The following is a 15,385-nucleotide window of genomic DNA, read 5'->3' as shown; positions in this document are numbered from 1 at the left end:
CGCAAGGGGGCGCGCGGCGTTGATGAAGCGATCCGGCGGGGCTAGGCTGCACGCATGAAAGCGTTGCACGTCCTTCTCTCGGTGCCGATTCTCCTTGCCGGCTGTGGCGCGATCCAGCAGATGGCCACGCCGGCGCAGGCCCCCGCCGGGGTGGAGCCAGAGGCTGCGGCGGTGCGACCCGTGGCGCGGCCGCGTGCCGAGGCCCCGCAATCGGCCGAATCCTTCGACACGACAACCGCGGCGGAGCGCGCCGCGGCGGCCGCGCCGGCGCCGCAGGGCGCGCTGCGGCTTGGCACGACCGTGGCGTCGCTGGGCGATCCGACCGAGGCCGGGTTCTGGCTCAAGACGCCCTTGGTGGATGCGCCGGCGCCGGGTCGCGTGGTCGCGACCGGCACCGGCCAGTCCGCGCGGGTGGAGCTTCGCCCGCTCGCCGCCGAGCCCGGCTCGGGCAGCCGGATCTCGCTTGCCGCCATGCGGCTTATCGGCGCGCCGCTGACCGGCCTTCCCGAGATCGAGGTCTTCCGGCTGCCCGGCGGCTGAGCCTGCCGCACCCCGAGGCGGCGTCACTCCACCGTGACGGATTTCGCGAGGTTCCGCGGCTGGTCCACGTCCGTGCCTTTCGCCACGGCCGTGAAATAGGCCAGAAGCTGGGCGGGGATCGCGTAGAGAAGAGGCGTGAGGATCGGGTCTGCGGCGGGCATCACGAGGCTGTGCCAGGCGTCGGAACCCGCGACCGCCGCGCCGGCGGGATCGGGGATCAGCAGCACCTTGCCGCCACGGGCCATCACCTCCTGCATATTCGAGACGGTCTTGTCGAAAAGCGCGTCGCGCGGCGCCATCACCACCACGGGCACGTTCTGATCGATCAGCGCGATGGGGCCGTGCTTGAGGTCCCCGCTCGCATAGCCTTCGGCATGGATGTAGCTGATTTCCTTGAGTTTCAGTGCGCCCTCGAGCGCGAGGGGATACATGAGCCCGCGGCCGAGAAACAGGATGTCGCGCGCCTCGGCGAGGCTGCGCGCGATCTCCTCGGCGGCGCCGCGGGTCTCGAGCGCCTGGCCCAGCAGGGTGTGCAGCCCGCGCACGCCCGAGAGCCGATCCGCCAGCGCCTCGTCGTCGAGCCGCCCGCGGTCATGCGCGGCCTTGAGCGCCAGCAGCAGAAGCACGGCGAGCTGGCAGGTGAACGCCTTGGTCGAGGCCACCCCGATCTCCACGCCGGCATGGATCTGCAGGTCGAGATCGGCCTCGCGCGCGATGGAGCTTTCCGGGACGTTCGTGACCGACAGGATGCGCGCGCTCTTGCCCTGGCAATAGCGCAGCGCGGCCAGCGTATCGGCGGTCTCGCCCGACTGGCTGACGAAGACGGCCCAGCTTCGGGCGCTCACCGGCGGTTCGCGATAGCGGAACTCCGAGGCGACATCCACCTCGACGGGAAGTCCCGCGATCTGCTCGAACCAGTATTTCGCCGTGAGGCAGGCGTAGTAGGCGGTGCCGCAGGCCACCATGGTGAGCCTTTCCACGCCGGCGAAGTCGACCGTCTGCGGCAGGCGGAGCGCCTGCCCGTCGGCCGAGAGATAGGCGGCCACCGCCTCGCCCACGGCCCAGGGCTGCTCGGCGATCTCCTTGGCCATGAAGTGCTTGTGCCCGCCCTTGTCGAGGCGTGCGGCCTCGAGCCGGATCTCTCGCACCGCACGGGTCACGGGACGGCCCTCGGCATCGAAGATCTCGGCGCCCGCGCGGGCGATCACGGCGCGATCGCCCTCTTCGAGATAGGTCATGCGGTCGGTGAGAGGCGCGAGCGCGATGGCGTCCGAGCCCACGAACATCTCGCCCTCGCCCCAGCCGATGGCAAGCGGGCTGCCCTTGCGCGCGGCGACGAGAAGATCGCCCTCGCCCTCGAACAGGAAGACAAGCGCGAAGGCGCCCTCCAGCCGGTCCAGCGTCGCGAAGGCCGCCTGCACGGGCGAAAGCCCCGCCTCCATCTCGCGCCGTGCCAGAAGGGCCACCGTTTCGGTGTCGGTGTCGGTCTCGCAGGCATAGCCCGCCTCGGCGAGTTCACGCCGCAGCGCGCGGTAATTTTCGATGATGCCGTTATGGACCACTGCGACGGGCCCCGCGCGGTGGGGATGGGCGTTGTCCTCTGAGGGCGCGCCGTGGGTGGCCCAGCGGGTGTGCCCGATCCCGGCCTTGCCGGGCAGCGGGTCGTGCACCAGCAGGTCCGAGAGATTGACCAGCTTGCCCACGGCGCGGCGCCGGTCCAGCCGGCCCGCGTTCACCGTGGCGATGCCGGCGCTGTCGTAGCCGCGATATTCCAGCCGTCGCAGCCCCTCCAGGATCGCCGGGGCGACCTCGTGATTGCCCAGTATCCCGATAATGCCGCACATCAGCCTGTCTCCTTGCCGCGCCGCGACGCCTGCGCGCGCAGCCGGTCCATGAGTTTCCGCGCGAGTCCGGGCTTCGTCTCCTGGCGGGCGCGCCCGATGGCGAGCGCCGCGTCGGGCACGTCGTCGGTGATTACCGAGCCCGAGGCCGTGAGCGCGCCCGCGCCGACGCGCACGGGCGCCACGAGCATGGTGTCCGACCCGATGAAGGCGCCCGCCCCGATCTCGGTGCGGTGCTTGGAGACGCCGTCGTAGTTGCAGGTGATCGTGCCCGCGCCAATGTTGGCGCCCGCGCCCACCTCGGCGTCGCCGAGATAGGCCAGGTGGTTGGCCTTGGCCCCGGCGCCGAGCCGCGCGTTCTTCACCTCGACGAAATTGCCCACGCGCGAGTCCTCTTCGAGTTCCGCGCCGGGGCGCAGCCGCGCGTAGGGGCCGACCACCGCGCCGCGCGCGACGTGGCAGCCCTCGAGATGGGAAAAGGCGCGGATCCGTGCGCCCGTTTCCACCGTGACGCCGGGGCCGAAGACCACGTAGGGCTCCACCACCGCGTCGCGCCCGATCGCCGTGTCGTGCGCGAAATGCACGGTTTCAGGCGCGGTGAGCGTCACGCCCGTCTCCAGCGCCTCGGCCCGCGCGCGGGCCTGGAAGGCGGCCTCGGCGGCGGCAAGCTCTGCGCGGGAGTTGATGCCGAGCGTCTCGGCCTCGTCGCAGGCCACCACCCCCGCCGTCAGCCCGCGCGCCGCGCCAAGGGCCACCACGTCGGTCAGGTAGTATTCGCCCGAGGCGTTGTCGTTCCCGACCGCGGCCACGAGGTCCATGAGAGCCGCGGCTTCGGCCGCCATCACGCCCGAATTGCACAGCGTGATCGCGCGCTCCGCCTCGGTCGTGTCCTTGTATTCCACGATGCGCTTCAGGCGGTCGCCCTCGGTCACGAGCCGCCCGTAACGGCCGGGATCGGCGGCGTCGAAGCCCAGCACGACGATGTCGGCGCCTCCGCGCGCGGCGGCCATGGCCGACAGCGTCTCGGGGCGGATGAAGGGCGTGTCGCCGTAAAGCACGACCACGTCGCCGGCAAAGCCCTCGAGCGCGGGCGCGGCCTGCGCCACGGCATGGGCGGTGCCCAGCTGTTCGTGCTGACGCACCACCTGCGCCTCGGGCTCGACCTCGCGCGCCGCAGCCTCCACCGCCTCGGCGCCGTGCCCGGCGACGACGATCACGCGCTCCGGCGCGAGGGCCCGTCCCGCCCGGATCGCGTGGGCGAGCAGGGAGGTGCCGGCCACCTCGTGCAGCACCTTGGGCAGATCGGAGCGCATGCGCGTGCCGAGCCCGGCCGCCAGAATGACCAATGCAGTGCCCATGCCTGTTCTCTCGCCCCGTTCCCGGTTGTGATCCACCACCGCCCGTTCTATCGGTCTGGCAAGGCGTCGCAAGCCCGGTCGGGTTCAAGATCCGTTTCGGGAGATGACAGTGGCGGCGCGCCTTGCGGGGATGCGGTATGCGCACGGTGATATTCGATCTCGACGGCACGCTGGCCGATACGAGCGGCGATCTCATCGCCGCGGCCAACGCCTGCTTCCGCGCCATGGGGGCGGGCGACGTGCTCGACCCCGCGCGCGACGCGGGCACGGCGCTGCGCGGGGGGCGGGCCATGCTCCGGCTCGGCCTCGAGCGGTTGGGGCGGGCCGAGGACGCGGCGGAGATCGACCGGAACTATCCCCTGCTGCTCGAAGCCTATGGCGGGGCGATCGACGTGCACACCACGCTCTATCCAGGGGCGATGACCGCCGTGGCCGCGCTGGGGTCGGCGGGATACCGGGTCGGCATCTGCACCAACAAGCCCGAGGCGCTCGCCCATCTGCTGATGACCCGGCTGGGCGTGCGTGACGCCTTCGCCTCGCTCGTGGGCGCGGACACGCTTGCGGTGCGCAAGCCCGACCCCGAGCCGCTGCGCGAGGCGGCCCGGCGCGCGGGCGGGGACCCGGCGCGCAGCCTGCTCGTGGGCGATTCCGAGACCGACCGCGAGACGGCCCGGGCCGCGGGCGTGCCTTCGGTTCTGGTGGGCTTCGGCCCCGGGGCGGCGGCGGTACCGGCGCTGTCGCCCGAGGCGGTGATCGCGCATTTCGACGAGCTGCCCGGCGTGGTGGAACGCCTGATCGGGTGACAGAGCGCGCCGCAAGGCTCTGACTAGGCGTTTTCTTTCGCGGTTATCCCCAGAGCGGCCTGTGGATGATCTCACGCGGGATGCCCGATTTCTGCCGGCAATGATGTCGCCCCAACCGGCGTTGCGCCGGGCGGCATCGCGCATCGCCTCCCGCCGGCGCAGACGCGCTGCTGAAATTCCTGTTCATTGAACGAAAAGAACGGCCTTTCGGCCGATCTTCAGGCTGTCGCGGGCGCGGATCCCCGGCAGCCGCCGCACGGCGGTGGGCCGCGGGATCTCCGCGCCCTTTCGCCCGGTGGCCGTTCGGATCGCGCGGCCGTTGACGGCTGTCGCGCCAATGGTCACTGATACCTCATGGACGAGATCTTCACCGGCAGTTTCACGCAGCAGGAACCGATTCCCGATGCCGGCATCTCCGCGGCGGTCGAGATCATGCGCAGCGGACGGCTTCATCGCTACAATCTCGCGCCGGGCGAGGCGGGGGAGGTGAACCTGCTCGAAGAGGAGTTCGCGGCCTTCACCGGGGCGCGCTACTGCCTTGCCGTGGCCTCGGGCGGCTATGCCATGGCCACGGCGCTGCGTGCGGTCGGGGTGGGGCCGGGCGATCCGGTGCTGTCCAACGCGTTCACCCTGGCCCCGGTGCCCGGCGCGATCGCCGCGCTCGGCGCGCGGCCCGTCCTGGTGGAGACGACGCGCGATCTGACCATCGACCTCGACGACCTGGAGGCCAAGGCGGGCGCGGCGCGGGTGCTGCTGCTCAGCCACATGCGCGGGCATATCTGCGACATGGACCGGCTCATGCGGATCTGCGACGCGGCGGGCATCACCGTGGTGGAGGATTGCGCGCACACCATGGGCGCGGCGTGGCGTGGCGTGCCCTCGGGCCGGCACGGCGCGGTCGGATGCTACTCCACGCAGACCTACAAGCACATCAATTCCGGCGAGGGCGGGCTGCTCGTCACGGACGATCCCGAGATTGCGGCGAGGATGATCGTCTTGTCGGGTTCCTACATGCTTTATGACCGGCACACGGCGTCTCCCCCTGTGGAAATGTTCGAAAAGGTCAAGTGGGGGACGCCCAACATCTCGGGCCGGATGGACAATCTGCGCGCCGCGATCCTGCGCCCGCAGCTGGCCGCGCTTCCCCGAAGCTGCGAGGGCTGGACCGATCGCTACCGGGTGGTCGAGGCGGGCCTGCGCGACACGCCGGGACTGACGCTGGTCGAGCGTCCGCCGGAGGAGCGCTTCGTCGGATCGTCCTTCCAGATCCTGCTCGAGGGCTGGCCCGGGGCCGCGGTGCGCGATGTGGTGCAGCGATGCGCCGCGCGCGGCGTCGAGCTGAAATGGTTCGGAGAGGTCGAGCCGCGCGGCTACACCTCGCGCTACGACAGCTGGCGCTACGCGCCGTCCGCACCCATGCCCGCGACCGACCGTATCCTCGCCGGGCTTCTGGACATGCGGTTGCCGTTGACCTTCAGCCGGGAAGACTGCGCATGCATCGCGCGGATCATCCGCGCGGAGGTGAGCGCGGTGTTCCAGCACGGCGCGGCGCCGGCCGGCGCGGACCATTGACCGGCGCGGCTGTCGGGCGTAAGATTTGAACGAATGTTCAATTATCCTCGGGGGGAGGGGAGATGTTCACGGCTTCGATGACGTTCGATCTCGGCGAGGATGTCGCCGCCCTGCGCGAGACGGTCCACCGCTGGGCGCAGGAACGGGTGAAGCCGATGGCGGCCGAGATCGACCGTGAGAACCTGTTTCCGCACAAGCTCTGGCGCGAGATGGGCGAGCTTGGCCTCCTGGGCATCACGGTGGAGGAGGCGTATGGCGGCGCCGACATGGGCTATCTCGCCCATGTCGTCGCGATCGAGGAGATCGCCCGCGCCTCGGCCTCGGTCTCGCTGTCCTACGGGGCGCATTCCAACCTCTGCGTGAACCAGATCCGCCTGAACGGAACCGAGGCGCAGCGGCGCGCCTACCTGCCGAAGCTCGTCTCGGGCGAGCATGTCGGCGCGCTCGCCATGTCAGAGGCCGGCGCGGGTTCGGACGTGGTGGGCATGAAGCTCGCCGCCGAGAAGCGCAACGACCGCTACGTGCTCAACGGCACGAAATACTGGATCACCAACGGGCCCGACGCCGACGTGCTGGTGGTCTACGCCAAGACCGACCCCGAGGCCGGATCGAAGGGGATCACCGCCTTCCTGGTCAAGAAGGACATGAAGGGCTTCTCGACCTCGCCGCATTTCGACAAGCTCGGGATGCGCGGGTCGAACACCGCCGAGCTCGTCTTCGAGGACGTGGAAGTGCCGTTCGAGAACGTGCTGGGCGCCGAGGGGCAGGGCGTGCGCGTGCTGATGTCCGGCCTCGATTACGAGCGTGTGGTGCTCTCGGGGATCGGCACCGGCATCATGGCGGCCTGCCTCGACGAGATCATGCCCTATCTCCGCGACCGCAGGCAGTTCGGCCAGCCCGTCGGCAATTTCCAGCTGATGCAGGGCAAGATCGCCGACATCTACACCAAGATGAACTCGGCACGTGCCTACGTCTACGAGGTGGCCAAGGCCTGCGACCGGGGCGAGGTGACCCGCCAGGACGCCGCGGCCTGCGTGCTCTACGCCGCCGAGGAGGCGATGGTCGTCGCGCACCAGGCGGTGCAGGCGATGGGCGGCGCGGGGTTCCTCTCGGACACACCGGTAAGCCGCATCTTCCGCGACGCCAAGCTGATGGAGATCGGCGCCGGCACCTCCGAGATCCGGCGCATGCTGATCGGGCGCGAACTGATGGGGGCGATGGGGTGACACCCGCCCGCGCCGTCGCCTTCGGTTTCGCGGGCCTGCTGGCCGGGGCCGGGGCGCTCGGCGCGGGGCTCGGATGGCGGACGGCGGAATTGGGCGAGACCGAGATCATCGAGCATTACGCCGCGCTCTACGCTGCGCGCGGGCCGGGGGCGGAGCGCGGGCATTGCCACGCCGAGCCGGGCCGCGCCATGCTGGAACGGCTGGTGGTGGTCTGCGCCCCGCCCGGCCGGCCCGAGGCGCGGGTGGCCTACCACGTCGCGCCCTGGGGTCAGCTCTGGCGCGTGGACACCCCGGCGGACCGGGCCGCATTGCCGAAGGAGCCGCGGACATGACCGATTTCAGCGATCTCAGGGCGCTTTACGTCAACACCTCGCTCAAGAAAGAGGCTGGCGAGAGCCACACGCGCCTTCTCATGGCCGCCTCGCAGGCCATCATGGAGAAGCAGGGCGTCACGGTGGAGCATGTGCACATGCTGGATCACCAGGTGCCGCCCGGGGTGTTCCCGGACATGACGGAGCATGGCTGGGCGCGGGACGACTGGCCCGCGCTCTGGGAGAAGGTGAAAGCCGCCGACATCCTCGTGATCGGCACGCCGCTCTGGCTCGGCGAGGAAAGCTCGGTCTGCCGGGTCCTGATCGAGCGGCTTTACGGCATGTCGGGCGAGCTCAACGGCAAGGGCCAGTCGATCTATTACGGCAAGGCCGGGGGCTGCGTGGTCACCGGCAACGAGGACGGGGTCAAGCACGCCGCCATGACGCTCTGCTACGCGCTGTCCCATCTCGGCTACACGATCCCGCCGCAGGCCGATTGCGGCTGGATCGGCGAGGCCGGGCCCGGTCCCTCCTACGGCGACGAGGTGGAGGGCGCGCCCGCGGGCTTCGACAACGAATTCACCCAGCGCAACACCACGATCATGACGTGGAACCTCATGCATCTCGCGCGGATGCTGAAGGGCGCGGGCGGCTACCCGAGCGAAGGCAACGACCGCCGTGCGTGGCAAGCGGGCTGTCGCTTCGACTACGAGAACCCGGATTACAGGGCCTGATGCTGGCGCGGACGGAGACATACGAGGCGCTCTTGCAGGGCTTCCGCTGGGATCTGCCCGCGACGCTCAACATGGCGCGGCAGGCGCTCGACGACCGGGCCGAGCGCGAGCCCGAGCGCCTCGCCGTCGTGGATCTTTCCGAGGGCCGGGAGGCGGTGAGCTACGGCCGCCTGCGCGAGATGGCCGATGGGCTGGCCGGCGCCTTCGCGGCGCGGGGCGTCGGGAGGGGCGACCGGGTGGGCGTCCTGCGCGCGCAGGGCGCCTGGACGCTCGCGGCGCATCTCGCGGCCTGGAAGCTCGGCGCGATCTCCATCCCGCTCTTCAAGCTTTTCGGGCGCGACGCGCTTCTCACGCGGCTCTTCGACGCCGGGGCGGCGCTCGTCGTCGCCGATCGCGACCCGCCCGCCGGGCTCGGCGCCTGGGAGGGGTCGGTCCTCGTGCCGGAGGAGACGCGGCTCCTCACCGCGCCGGTGGAAACCTGCGAGACCGGGCCGGAAGAGCCGGCTGTGCTGATCTACACCTCCGGCACCACGGGCGCGCCCAAGGGGGCGCTTCACGCCCATCGCGTGCTCACCGGCCACCTGCCGGGGGTCGAGATGAGCCACGATTTCCTCGGCCAGCCGGGCGACTGCCTCTGGACGCCGGCCGACTGGGCCTGGATCGGCGGGCTTTTCGACGTCGCCATGCCGGGGCTCGCCCTCGGCGTGCCGGTCGTCGCCGCGCGGCGGCCGAAATTCGACCCCGCCGACGCGCGCGAGATCGTGCGGGCGGGCGGGGTGCGCAACGTCTTCTTCCCGCCGACTGCGCTGCGCATGCTGAAGGCCGCGGATGTGGCCATTCCCGGCCTGCGCTCCGTCGCTTCGGGCGGAGAGCCGCTCGGCGCGGAGATGCTGGCCTGGGGGCGGCGCGCCTTCGGCCTCGCCATCAACGAGTTCTACGGCCAGACCGAATGCAACATGGTGGCCTCTTCCTGCGCGGCGCTCTTCCCGCCCCGGCCGGGCTGCATCGGCCGGCCGGTCCCGGGCCACGTGGTGGAGGTGATCGGCGAGGACGGGGCGCCCGTGGCCGGCGAGGGCGAGATCGCGGTCCGGCGCGGCTCGGCCTCCATGATGCTCGGCTACTGGAACCGTCCCGAGGAGACCGCGGCGAAGTTCCGCGGCGACTGGATGCTGACGGGCGACCGCGGCCTGCGAGAGGGCGACCATCTGCGCTTCCTCGGCCGTGACGACGACGTCATCACCTCGGCAGGCTACCGCATCGGCCCCTCCGAGATCGAGGGTTGCCTGCTCACGCACCCGAAGGTCGCCTCGGCGGGCGTCGTGGGCAGGCCCGATGCGCTCCGCACCGAGATCGTGGTGGCCTTCGTCGTCCTGCGCGAGGGCGCGGCGCCCGGCGACGCGCTGGCGGAAGAGCTTCGGGGCTGGGTGCGCGAGCGTGCCGCTGCCCATGCCTATCCGAGAGAGATTCGTTTCGTGGAGAGCCTGCCGATGACGGTGACGGGCAAAGTGCTGAGGCGGGAGCTGCGCGCGCGCCTCGATGCAGAGGCGGAGGGTGCGGCATGAAAATCGGCTCGAAGATCCTGACCGGCTCGGACGAGTTCCGCGCCAATCGTGCCGCGCATCTGGAAATGCTGGCCGAGGTCGAGGCCGCCGCGGCCGAGGCCGCCGCGGGCGGCGGTGCGCGCGCCCGCGCCCGCCACGAAGAGCGGGGCAAGATGCTGCCGCGGGACCGGGTGGCGGCGCTTCTCGACCCCGGAAGCCCTTTTCTCGAGGTCGGCGCGACCGCCGCGCACGGCATGTATGACGGCGCCGCGCCCGCGGCCGGCGTCATTGCGGGGGTGGGCCGCGTGGCCGGGCGCGACTGCATGGTGGTCTGCAACGACGCCACGGTGAAGGGCGGCACCTACTACCCGATGACGGTGAAGAAGCATCTGCGCGCCCAGGAGATCGCGGAGCAGAACCGGTTGCCCTGCGTCTACCTGGTGGATTCGGGCGGCGCCAACCTGCCCAACCAGGACGAGGTCTTCCCCGACCGGGACCATTTCGGCCGCATCTTCTACAATCAGGCGCAGATGAGCGCCAAGGGGATCGCGCAGATCGCGGTGGTCATGGGGTCCTGCACCGCCGGCGGTGCCTACGTGCCCGCCATGTCGGATGTCGCCATCATCGTGCGCGAGCAGGGAACGATCTTCCTCGCCGGGCCGCCGCTGGTGAAGGCCGCCACCGGCGAGGTCGTGACCGCGGAGGAGCTGGGTGGCGGCGACGTGCACACGCGCCTCTCGGGCGTCGCGGACTACCTTGCGGAGGATGACGCCCATGCGCTGGCGATTGCGCGGCGCGCGGTGGCGAATCTGGGCCCCGCCCGGGACGCGACGGTGGACTGGCAGCCCCCCGAGCCGCCCGCCTACGACCCCGACGAGATCCTGGGCGCGGTACCGGCCGATCTGCGCACGCCCTACGACATCCGCGAGGTGATCGCCCGGATCGTGGACGGCTCGCGCTTCGACGAGTTCAAGGCGCGCTTCGGCGAGACGCTGGTGACGGGCTTCGCCCATGTCGAGGGCTGCCCGGTGGGCATCGTCGCCAACAACGGCGTGCTCTTCTCCGAGGCGGCGCAGAAGGGCGCGCATTTCGTAGAGCTCTGCTCGCAGCGGAAGATCCCGCTGGTCTTCCTGCAGAACATCACCGGCTTCATGGTGGGCCGGCGCTACGAGAACGAGGGGATCGCGCGCCACGGCGCGAAGATGGTCACCGCCGTCGCCACCACCGCGGTGCCCAAGATCACGCTGCTGGTGGGCGGTTCCTTCGGGGCGGGGAATTACGGCATGGCGGGGCGCGCCTACTCCCCCCGCTTCCTCTGGACCTGGCCCAATTCGCGCATCAGCGTGATGGGCGGCGAGCAGGCGGCGGGCGTGCTCGCCACCGTCAAGCGCGACGCCATGGAGCGCACGGGGGAGGACTGGCCCGCCGAGGAGGAGGAGGCCTTCAAGCGGCCCACGATCGAGATGTTCGCGCGGCAGAGCCACCCGCTTTATGCCGCCGCGCGGCTCTGGGACGACGGCGTGGTGGACCCGCGCAAGAGCCGCGCCGTGCTGGCGCTGTCGCTGCGGGCCACGCTCAACGCGCCGATCGAGGAGACACGCTTCGGCGTGTTCCGGATGTGAGGCGCCCGGCTGCCAGGGGGGCCGGGGGCGCTGCACCCGTCGCGCGTGCCGCGCGACTCCCCCGGAGTTTTCGGGCCAAGAAGAAGGGCTGGGCGTGAGATGTTCGACAGCGTTCTGATCGCCAACCGCGGGGAGATCGCCTGCCGCGTCATCGAGACGGCGCAGGCGATGGGGCTGCGCAGCGTGGCGATCTACTCCGATGCCGACGCGGGCGCGCGTCACGTCGAGATGGCCGATGAAGCGGTGCGGATCGGGCCGCCGGCGCCGGGCGAGAGCTATCTCCGGGGCGATGCGATCATAGAGGCCGCGCGGGCCGCGGGCGCGCAGGCCATCCATCCGGGCTACGGGTTCCTGTCGGAGAACCCCGACTTCGTGGCCGCGGTGGAGGCGGCGGGGCTCGTCTTCGTCGGCCCCTCGGCCGAGGCGATCCGGGCCATGGGGCTCAAGGACGCGGCCAAGGCGGTGATGGAGCGCGCCGGAGTGCCGGTGGTTCCGGGCTATCACGGCGAGAACCAGGACGACGAGCATCTCTCGGGCGCCGCGGACGCGATCGGCTACCCGGTGCTCATCAAGGCGGTGGCGGGCGGCGGCGGCAAGGGCATGCGCCTCGTCGAGCGGGCGGAGGACTTCCCGGCGGCGCTCGCCTCGGCGCGGGCGGAGGCCCGAGGCGCCTTCGGCAACCCGGCCGTTCTGGTGGAGAAATTCGTCGCCAAGCCGCGCCACATCGAGGTCCAGGTCTTCGGGGACGGGGCGCGGGCAGTGCATCTCTTCGAACGGGACTGTTCGCTCCAGCGCCGTCACCAGAAGGTGATCGAGGAGGCCCCCGCGCCCGGAATGACCGCCGAGATGCGGGCGGCGATGGGGCGCGCGGCCGTGCGCGCGGCGGAAGCCATCGGCTATCGCGGCGCGGGCACGGTGGAGTTCATCGTGGACGCCTCCGAGGGACTCCGGCCCGACCGGTTCTGGTTCATGGAGATGAACACGCGGCTGCAGGTGGAGCACCCCGTCACCGAGGCGGTCACGGGCGTCGATCTGGTGGAGTGGCAGTTCCGCGTGGCGGCGGGCGAGCCTCTGCCCGCGCGCCAGGAGGAGCTCGCGCTTTCGGGCCACGCCTTCGAGGCGCGGCTCTATGCCGAGGATGTGCCGAAGGGGTTCCTGCCCGCGACGGGCCGGCTGTCGCATCTGGGTTTTCCCGCGGCCGTGCGCGCGGACACCGGGGTGCGCGCGGGCGACGAGATCACCCCGCATTACGACCCGATGATCGCGAAGCTCGTGGTCCACGGACCCACGCGGGACATCGCGCTCTCGAAGCTCCGGCGCGCGCTCGACGAGACGGAGGTGGCGGGCACCGTGACGAACCTCGCCTTCCTGCGCGCGCTCGCACGCCATGACGGGTTCGGCAAGGGCGACGTGGACACGGGGCTGATCGCGCGCGATCTCGACGCGCTCGCCACGGCGCCCGCGCCGTCGCCCGAAACCCGGGCCGAGGCGGCGCTCGCCGCGGCCGGGCTTCTCGCGCCGGCGGGTCCCGCGACGGGCTTCGCGCTGTGGGCGCCGCTGCGGTGGCGCGTCGCGCTCCGCCTTGGCGAGACGGATATCGAGGCCGGGATAACGTGCCTTGGCCCCGATCGGCGGGTCGTGGAGATCGCCGGGACGGAACTGTCCTGCGAGCGCCGCGACGGCGCCTGGCGGATCGGCGGCCGGCCGGCGGCCGGAACCCATGTCGCCGCCGGCGCGGTCACGGTTTTCGGGGTCTCCGGGGCGGAGTTCGAGATCGTCGATCCGCTGGCGCAGGCCTGGGCGGCCGGACACGGGGCGGACGTGATCGAGGCGCCGATGCCGGGCCTCTTGCGCGCGATGATCGCCACGCCCGGCCAGACGGTGCGTGCGGGCGAGCGGCTGGCCGTGCTCGAGGCGATGAAGATGGAACACGCCCTCGCCGCGCCGCGCGACGGGGTGGTGGCCGAGGTGCTGGCGGCCGAGGGCGCCCAGGTCGAGGCGGGCGCGGCGCTGGTGCGGCTCGAGGCGGAGGAAGGCTGAGGAGCGCAGGCCATGGCGGAACGGGTGGAGATCTTCGAGGTGGGCCCGCGCGACGGGCTTCAGAACGAGACGGCGCCGATCCCGACGGCCGACAAGATCGCGCTTGTCGATCTGCTGAGCCGCGCGGGGTTCCGGCGCATCGAGGTGGCGAGCTTCGTCTCGCCGAAATGGGTGCCGCAAATGGCGGATGCGGCGGAGGTGCTCGCGGGCATCCGCCGCGCGCCCGGCGTCTCCTACGCCGCGCTCACCCCCAACATGCGCGGGCTCGAACGGGCCATCGCGGCGCAGGCCGACGAGATCGCGGTGTTCGGGGCGGCCTCGGAAGGCTTCTCGAAGGCCAACATCAACGCCTCGATCTCCGAGAGCCTCGAGCGGTTCCGGCCCGTCGTCGAGGCCGCGCGGGCCGCGGGCCTGCCGGTGCGGGGCTACGTCTCCTGCGTGACGGACTGCCCCTATGACGGGCCGGTTCCGCCGGCGAAGGTGGCGGAGGTCGCGGGCGCGCTCGACGCGATGGGCTGCTACGAGATCAGCCTCGGCGACACGTTGGGGCAAGGCACGCCGGAGCGCGTCGGCGCAATGCTCGAGGCGGTGGTGGCGGCCGTTCCGGCCGCGCGGCTGGCCGGGCATTTCCACGACACGGCTGGCCGCGCGCTTCGAAACGTCGAGGTGGCGCTCGACATGGGGTTGCGGGTTTTCGACGCGGCGGTCGGCGGTCTCGGCGGCTGCCCTTATGCGCCGGGCGCGGCGGGCAACGTGGCGACCGAGCGGGTGGCCGCGCGGCTTGCCGAGCTGGGTTACGCGACCGGGCTCGACATGGACGTGCTGGGCGAGGCCGCGGCGATGGCGCGCGCGATGCGCGGGGCGTGAGGCAAGGCTTTTCGAAAAGCCTTGCGCGACCCGCTGCGCGGCCGGGCTCGAAAGCGCGGCCGTCCGGCGCGCGGCCCGGGGGCCATGTCGTGCCGGGACATCCCGCGGCAGGTGCTGGCAAGGCTTTTCGAAAAGCCTTGCCCTGGTGAGGCGGAGGCAGTCGGGAGCGGATGACATGCAGGACTTCGAGACGATCCGGATCGGCCGCGATGAGCGCGGCGTGGCGACGCTGACGCTCGCGCGGGCGCAGAAGCACAACGCCATGTCGGCGCAGATGATCGCCGAGCTCTCCGCCGCCGTGGGGCGGCTGGGCGCCGACGAGGAGGTCCGCGTGGTGGTCCTCGCCGCCGAGGGCGAGAGCTTCTGCGCCGGCGGTGATCGCGGCTGGATGCGCGCGCAGATCGAGGCCGGGCGCGAGACGCGGATGGCGGAGGCGGGCGCGCTCGCGCGGATGCTGATGGCGCTCGACCGGCTGCCCAGGCCGCTCGTCGGGCGCATCCACGGCAACGCCTTCGGCGGTGGCGTGGGCCTCGCCTCGGTCTGCGACGTCGCGGTGGGCGCGGAAGGGATCCGCATGGGGTTCACCGAGACCCGGCTGGGGCTCATCCCGACCACCATCGGGCCCTACGGCGGGGCGCGCATGGGCGCGCCGCGCCCGCGCCGTGCCGGCCGACGACCTCGCTGCCGCCGTCGAGGCCGAGGTCGCGCCCTATCTCGCCTGCGCGCCGGGGGCGGTGGCGGAGGCCCAGGCGCTCTTGCGCGCGCGCTCGCGCCCGGTGGAGGAGGCGGATAGCGCGCAAACCGTCGCAGCACTCGCCGATCGCTGGGAAAGCGCCGAGGCGGCCGAGGGCATCGCCGCCTTCTTCGAGCGGCGCGCGCCCGGCTGGGCAGAGGGGTAGCCGCCAGGCTTTGCACCGGCCGCATGCGGCG

12 protein-coding genes and 1 pseudogene are annotated in these 15,385 nt (G+C 71.8%); 11 read left to right on the top strand and 2 right to left on the bottom strand.

The window, feature by feature from the left end; genetic code table 11:
- Positions 1-54: 54 nt before the first annotated feature.
- Positions 55-540 (top strand): hypothetical protein, encoded by a 486-nt coding sequence (locus tag AB6A65_RS02105; RefSeq protein ID WP_371036695.1) that lies wholly within the window; start codon positions 55-57, stop codon positions 538-540.
- A 23-nt stretch (positions 541-563) separates the two neighbouring features.
- Here the strand turns inward: AB6A65_RS02105 and glmS are convergent, their stop codons facing one another.
- Both glmS and glmU read right to left on the bottom strand, forming a co-directional pair.
- Positions 564-2,384, bottom strand: a complete 1,821-nt coding sequence (gene glmS / locus AB6A65_RS02100; protein WP_371036694.1) for a glutamine--fructose-6-phosphate transaminase (isomerizing) — start codon at positions 2,382-2,384, stop codon at positions 564-566.
- Complete coding sequence (glmU, locus tag AB6A65_RS02095) at positions 2,384-3,739, bottom strand: bifunctional UDP-N-acetylglucosamine diphosphorylase/glucosamine-1-phosphate N-acetyltransferase GlmU (RefSeq protein WP_371036693.1); 1,356 nt, start codon at positions 3,737-3,739, stop codon at positions 2,384-2,386. The genes glmS and glmU overlap by 1 nt, the downstream gene beginning before the upstream one ends.
- Before the next feature lie 137 nt (positions 3,740-3,876).
- On the opposite strand from glmU, the gene AB6A65_RS02090 reads away from it, so the two are divergent.
- From AB6A65_RS02090 to AB6A65_RS02045, 10 genes and pseudogenes are all read left to right on the top strand, one after another.
- Positions 3,877-4,542: an HAD-IA family hydrolase gene (locus tag AB6A65_RS02090; RefSeq protein ID WP_371036692.1), complete on the top strand. Its 666-nt coding sequence runs from the start codon at positions 3,877-3,879 to the stop codon at positions 4,540-4,542.
- Between the two features lie 354 nt (positions 4,543-4,896).
- Positions 4,897-6,114: a DegT/DnrJ/EryC1/StrS family aminotransferase gene (locus AB6A65_RS02085; protein WP_371036691.1), complete on the top strand. Its 1,218-nt coding sequence runs from the start codon at positions 4,897-4,899 to the stop codon at positions 6,112-6,114.
- Between the two features lie 62 nt (positions 6,115-6,176).
- Entirely contained in the window at positions 6,177-7,340 is a 1,164-nt protein-coding gene (locus AB6A65_RS02080) for an isovaleryl-CoA dehydrogenase (RefSeq protein WP_371036690.1), read from the top strand.
- The gene (locus AB6A65_RS02075) at positions 7,337-7,672 is read left to right on the top strand and encodes a hypothetical protein (RefSeq protein ID WP_371036689.1); all 336 of its coding nucleotides are present in this window, start codon (positions 7,337-7,339) and stop codon (positions 7,670-7,672) included. Before AB6A65_RS02080 ends, AB6A65_RS02075 begins: the two co-directional genes overlap by 4 nt.
- A complete protein-coding gene (locus AB6A65_RS02070; protein ID WP_371036688.1) occupies positions 7,669-8,385 on the top strand; it encodes a flavodoxin family protein in 717 nt (238 codons plus the stop codon). Before AB6A65_RS02075 ends, AB6A65_RS02070 begins: the two co-directional genes overlap by 4 nt.
- Complete coding sequence (locus AB6A65_RS02065) at positions 8,385-9,947, top strand: AMP-binding protein (RefSeq protein WP_371036687.1); 1,563 nt, start codon at positions 8,385-8,387, stop codon at positions 9,945-9,947. Before AB6A65_RS02070 ends, AB6A65_RS02065 begins: the two co-directional genes overlap by 1 nt.
- A complete protein-coding gene (locus tag AB6A65_RS02060; protein ID WP_371036686.1) occupies positions 9,944-11,548 on the top strand; it encodes a carboxyl transferase domain-containing protein in 1,605 nt (534 codons plus the stop codon). The genes AB6A65_RS02065 and AB6A65_RS02060 overlap by 4 nt, the downstream gene beginning before the upstream one ends.
- Before the next feature lie 99 nt (positions 11,549-11,647).
- Positions 11,648-13,588 (top strand): biotin carboxylase N-terminal domain-containing protein, encoded by a 1,941-nt coding sequence (locus tag AB6A65_RS02055; RefSeq protein WP_371036685.1) that lies wholly within the window; start codon positions 11,648-11,650, stop codon positions 13,586-13,588.
- Between the two features lie 12 nt (positions 13,589-13,600).
- Positions 13,601-14,455, top strand: a complete 855-nt coding sequence (locus tag AB6A65_RS02050; protein WP_371036684.1) for a hydroxymethylglutaryl-CoA lyase — start codon at positions 13,601-13,603, stop codon at positions 14,453-14,455.
- A 175-nt stretch (positions 14,456-14,630) separates the two neighbouring features.
- Positions 14,631-15,354, top strand: a pseudogene (locus AB6A65_RS02045) (enoyl-CoA hydratase-related protein).
- Positions 15,355-15,385 lie beyond the last annotated feature (31 nt).

Origin of the sequence: Rhodosalinus sp. FB01 (genome assembly GCF_041365715.1) — a bacterium.
Classification (GTDB): Bacteria; Pseudomonadota; Alphaproteobacteria; order Rhodobacterales; family Rhodobacteraceae; genus Rhodosalinus.
The sequence above is the reverse complement of the archived record's forward strand: the minus strand, read 5'-3'. Positions and strand labels throughout refer to the sequence as shown.

Bases quoted from the DNA above. Each gene is read 5' to 3' on its own strand.
- AB6A65_RS02050 (WP_371036684.1), top strand. From the start codon at position 13,601: ATGGCGGAACGGGTGGAGATCTTCGAGGTGGGCCCGCGCGACGGGCTT.
- glmU (WP_371036693.1), bottom strand. From the start codon at position 3,739: ATGGGCACTGCATTGGTCATTCTGGCGGCCGGGCTCGGCACGCGCATG.
- AB6A65_RS02080 (WP_371036690.1), top strand. From the start codon at position 6,177: ATGTTCACGGCTTCGATGACGTTCGATCTCGGCGAGGATGTCGCCGCC.
- AB6A65_RS02105 (WP_371036695.1), top strand. From the start codon at position 55: ATGAAAGCGTTGCACGTCCTTCTCTCGGTGCCGATTCTCCTTGCCGGC.
- AB6A65_RS02085 (WP_371036691.1), top strand. From the start codon at position 4,897: ATGGACGAGATCTTCACCGGCAGTTTCACGCAGCAGGAACCGATTCCC.
- glmS (WP_371036694.1), bottom strand. From the start codon at position 2,384: ATGTGCGGCATTATCGGGATACTGGGCAATCACGAGGTCGCCCCGGCG.
- AB6A65_RS02055 (WP_371036685.1), top strand. From the start codon at position 11,648: ATGTTCGACAGCGTTCTGATCGCCAACCGCGGGGAGATCGCCTGCCGC.
- AB6A65_RS02090 (WP_371036692.1), top strand. From the start codon at position 3,877: ATGCGCACGGTGATATTCGATCTCGACGGCACGCTGGCCGATACGAGC.
- AB6A65_RS02065 (WP_371036687.1), top strand. From the start codon at position 8,385: ATGCTGGCGCGGACGGAGACATACGAGGCGCTCTTGCAGGGCTTCCGC.
- AB6A65_RS02060 (WP_371036686.1), top strand. From the start codon at position 9,944: ATGAAAATCGGCTCGAAGATCCTGACCGGCTCGGACGAGTTCCGCGCC.
- AB6A65_RS02070 (WP_371036688.1), top strand. From the start codon at position 7,669: ATGACCGATTTCAGCGATCTCAGGGCGCTTTACGTCAACACCTCGCTC.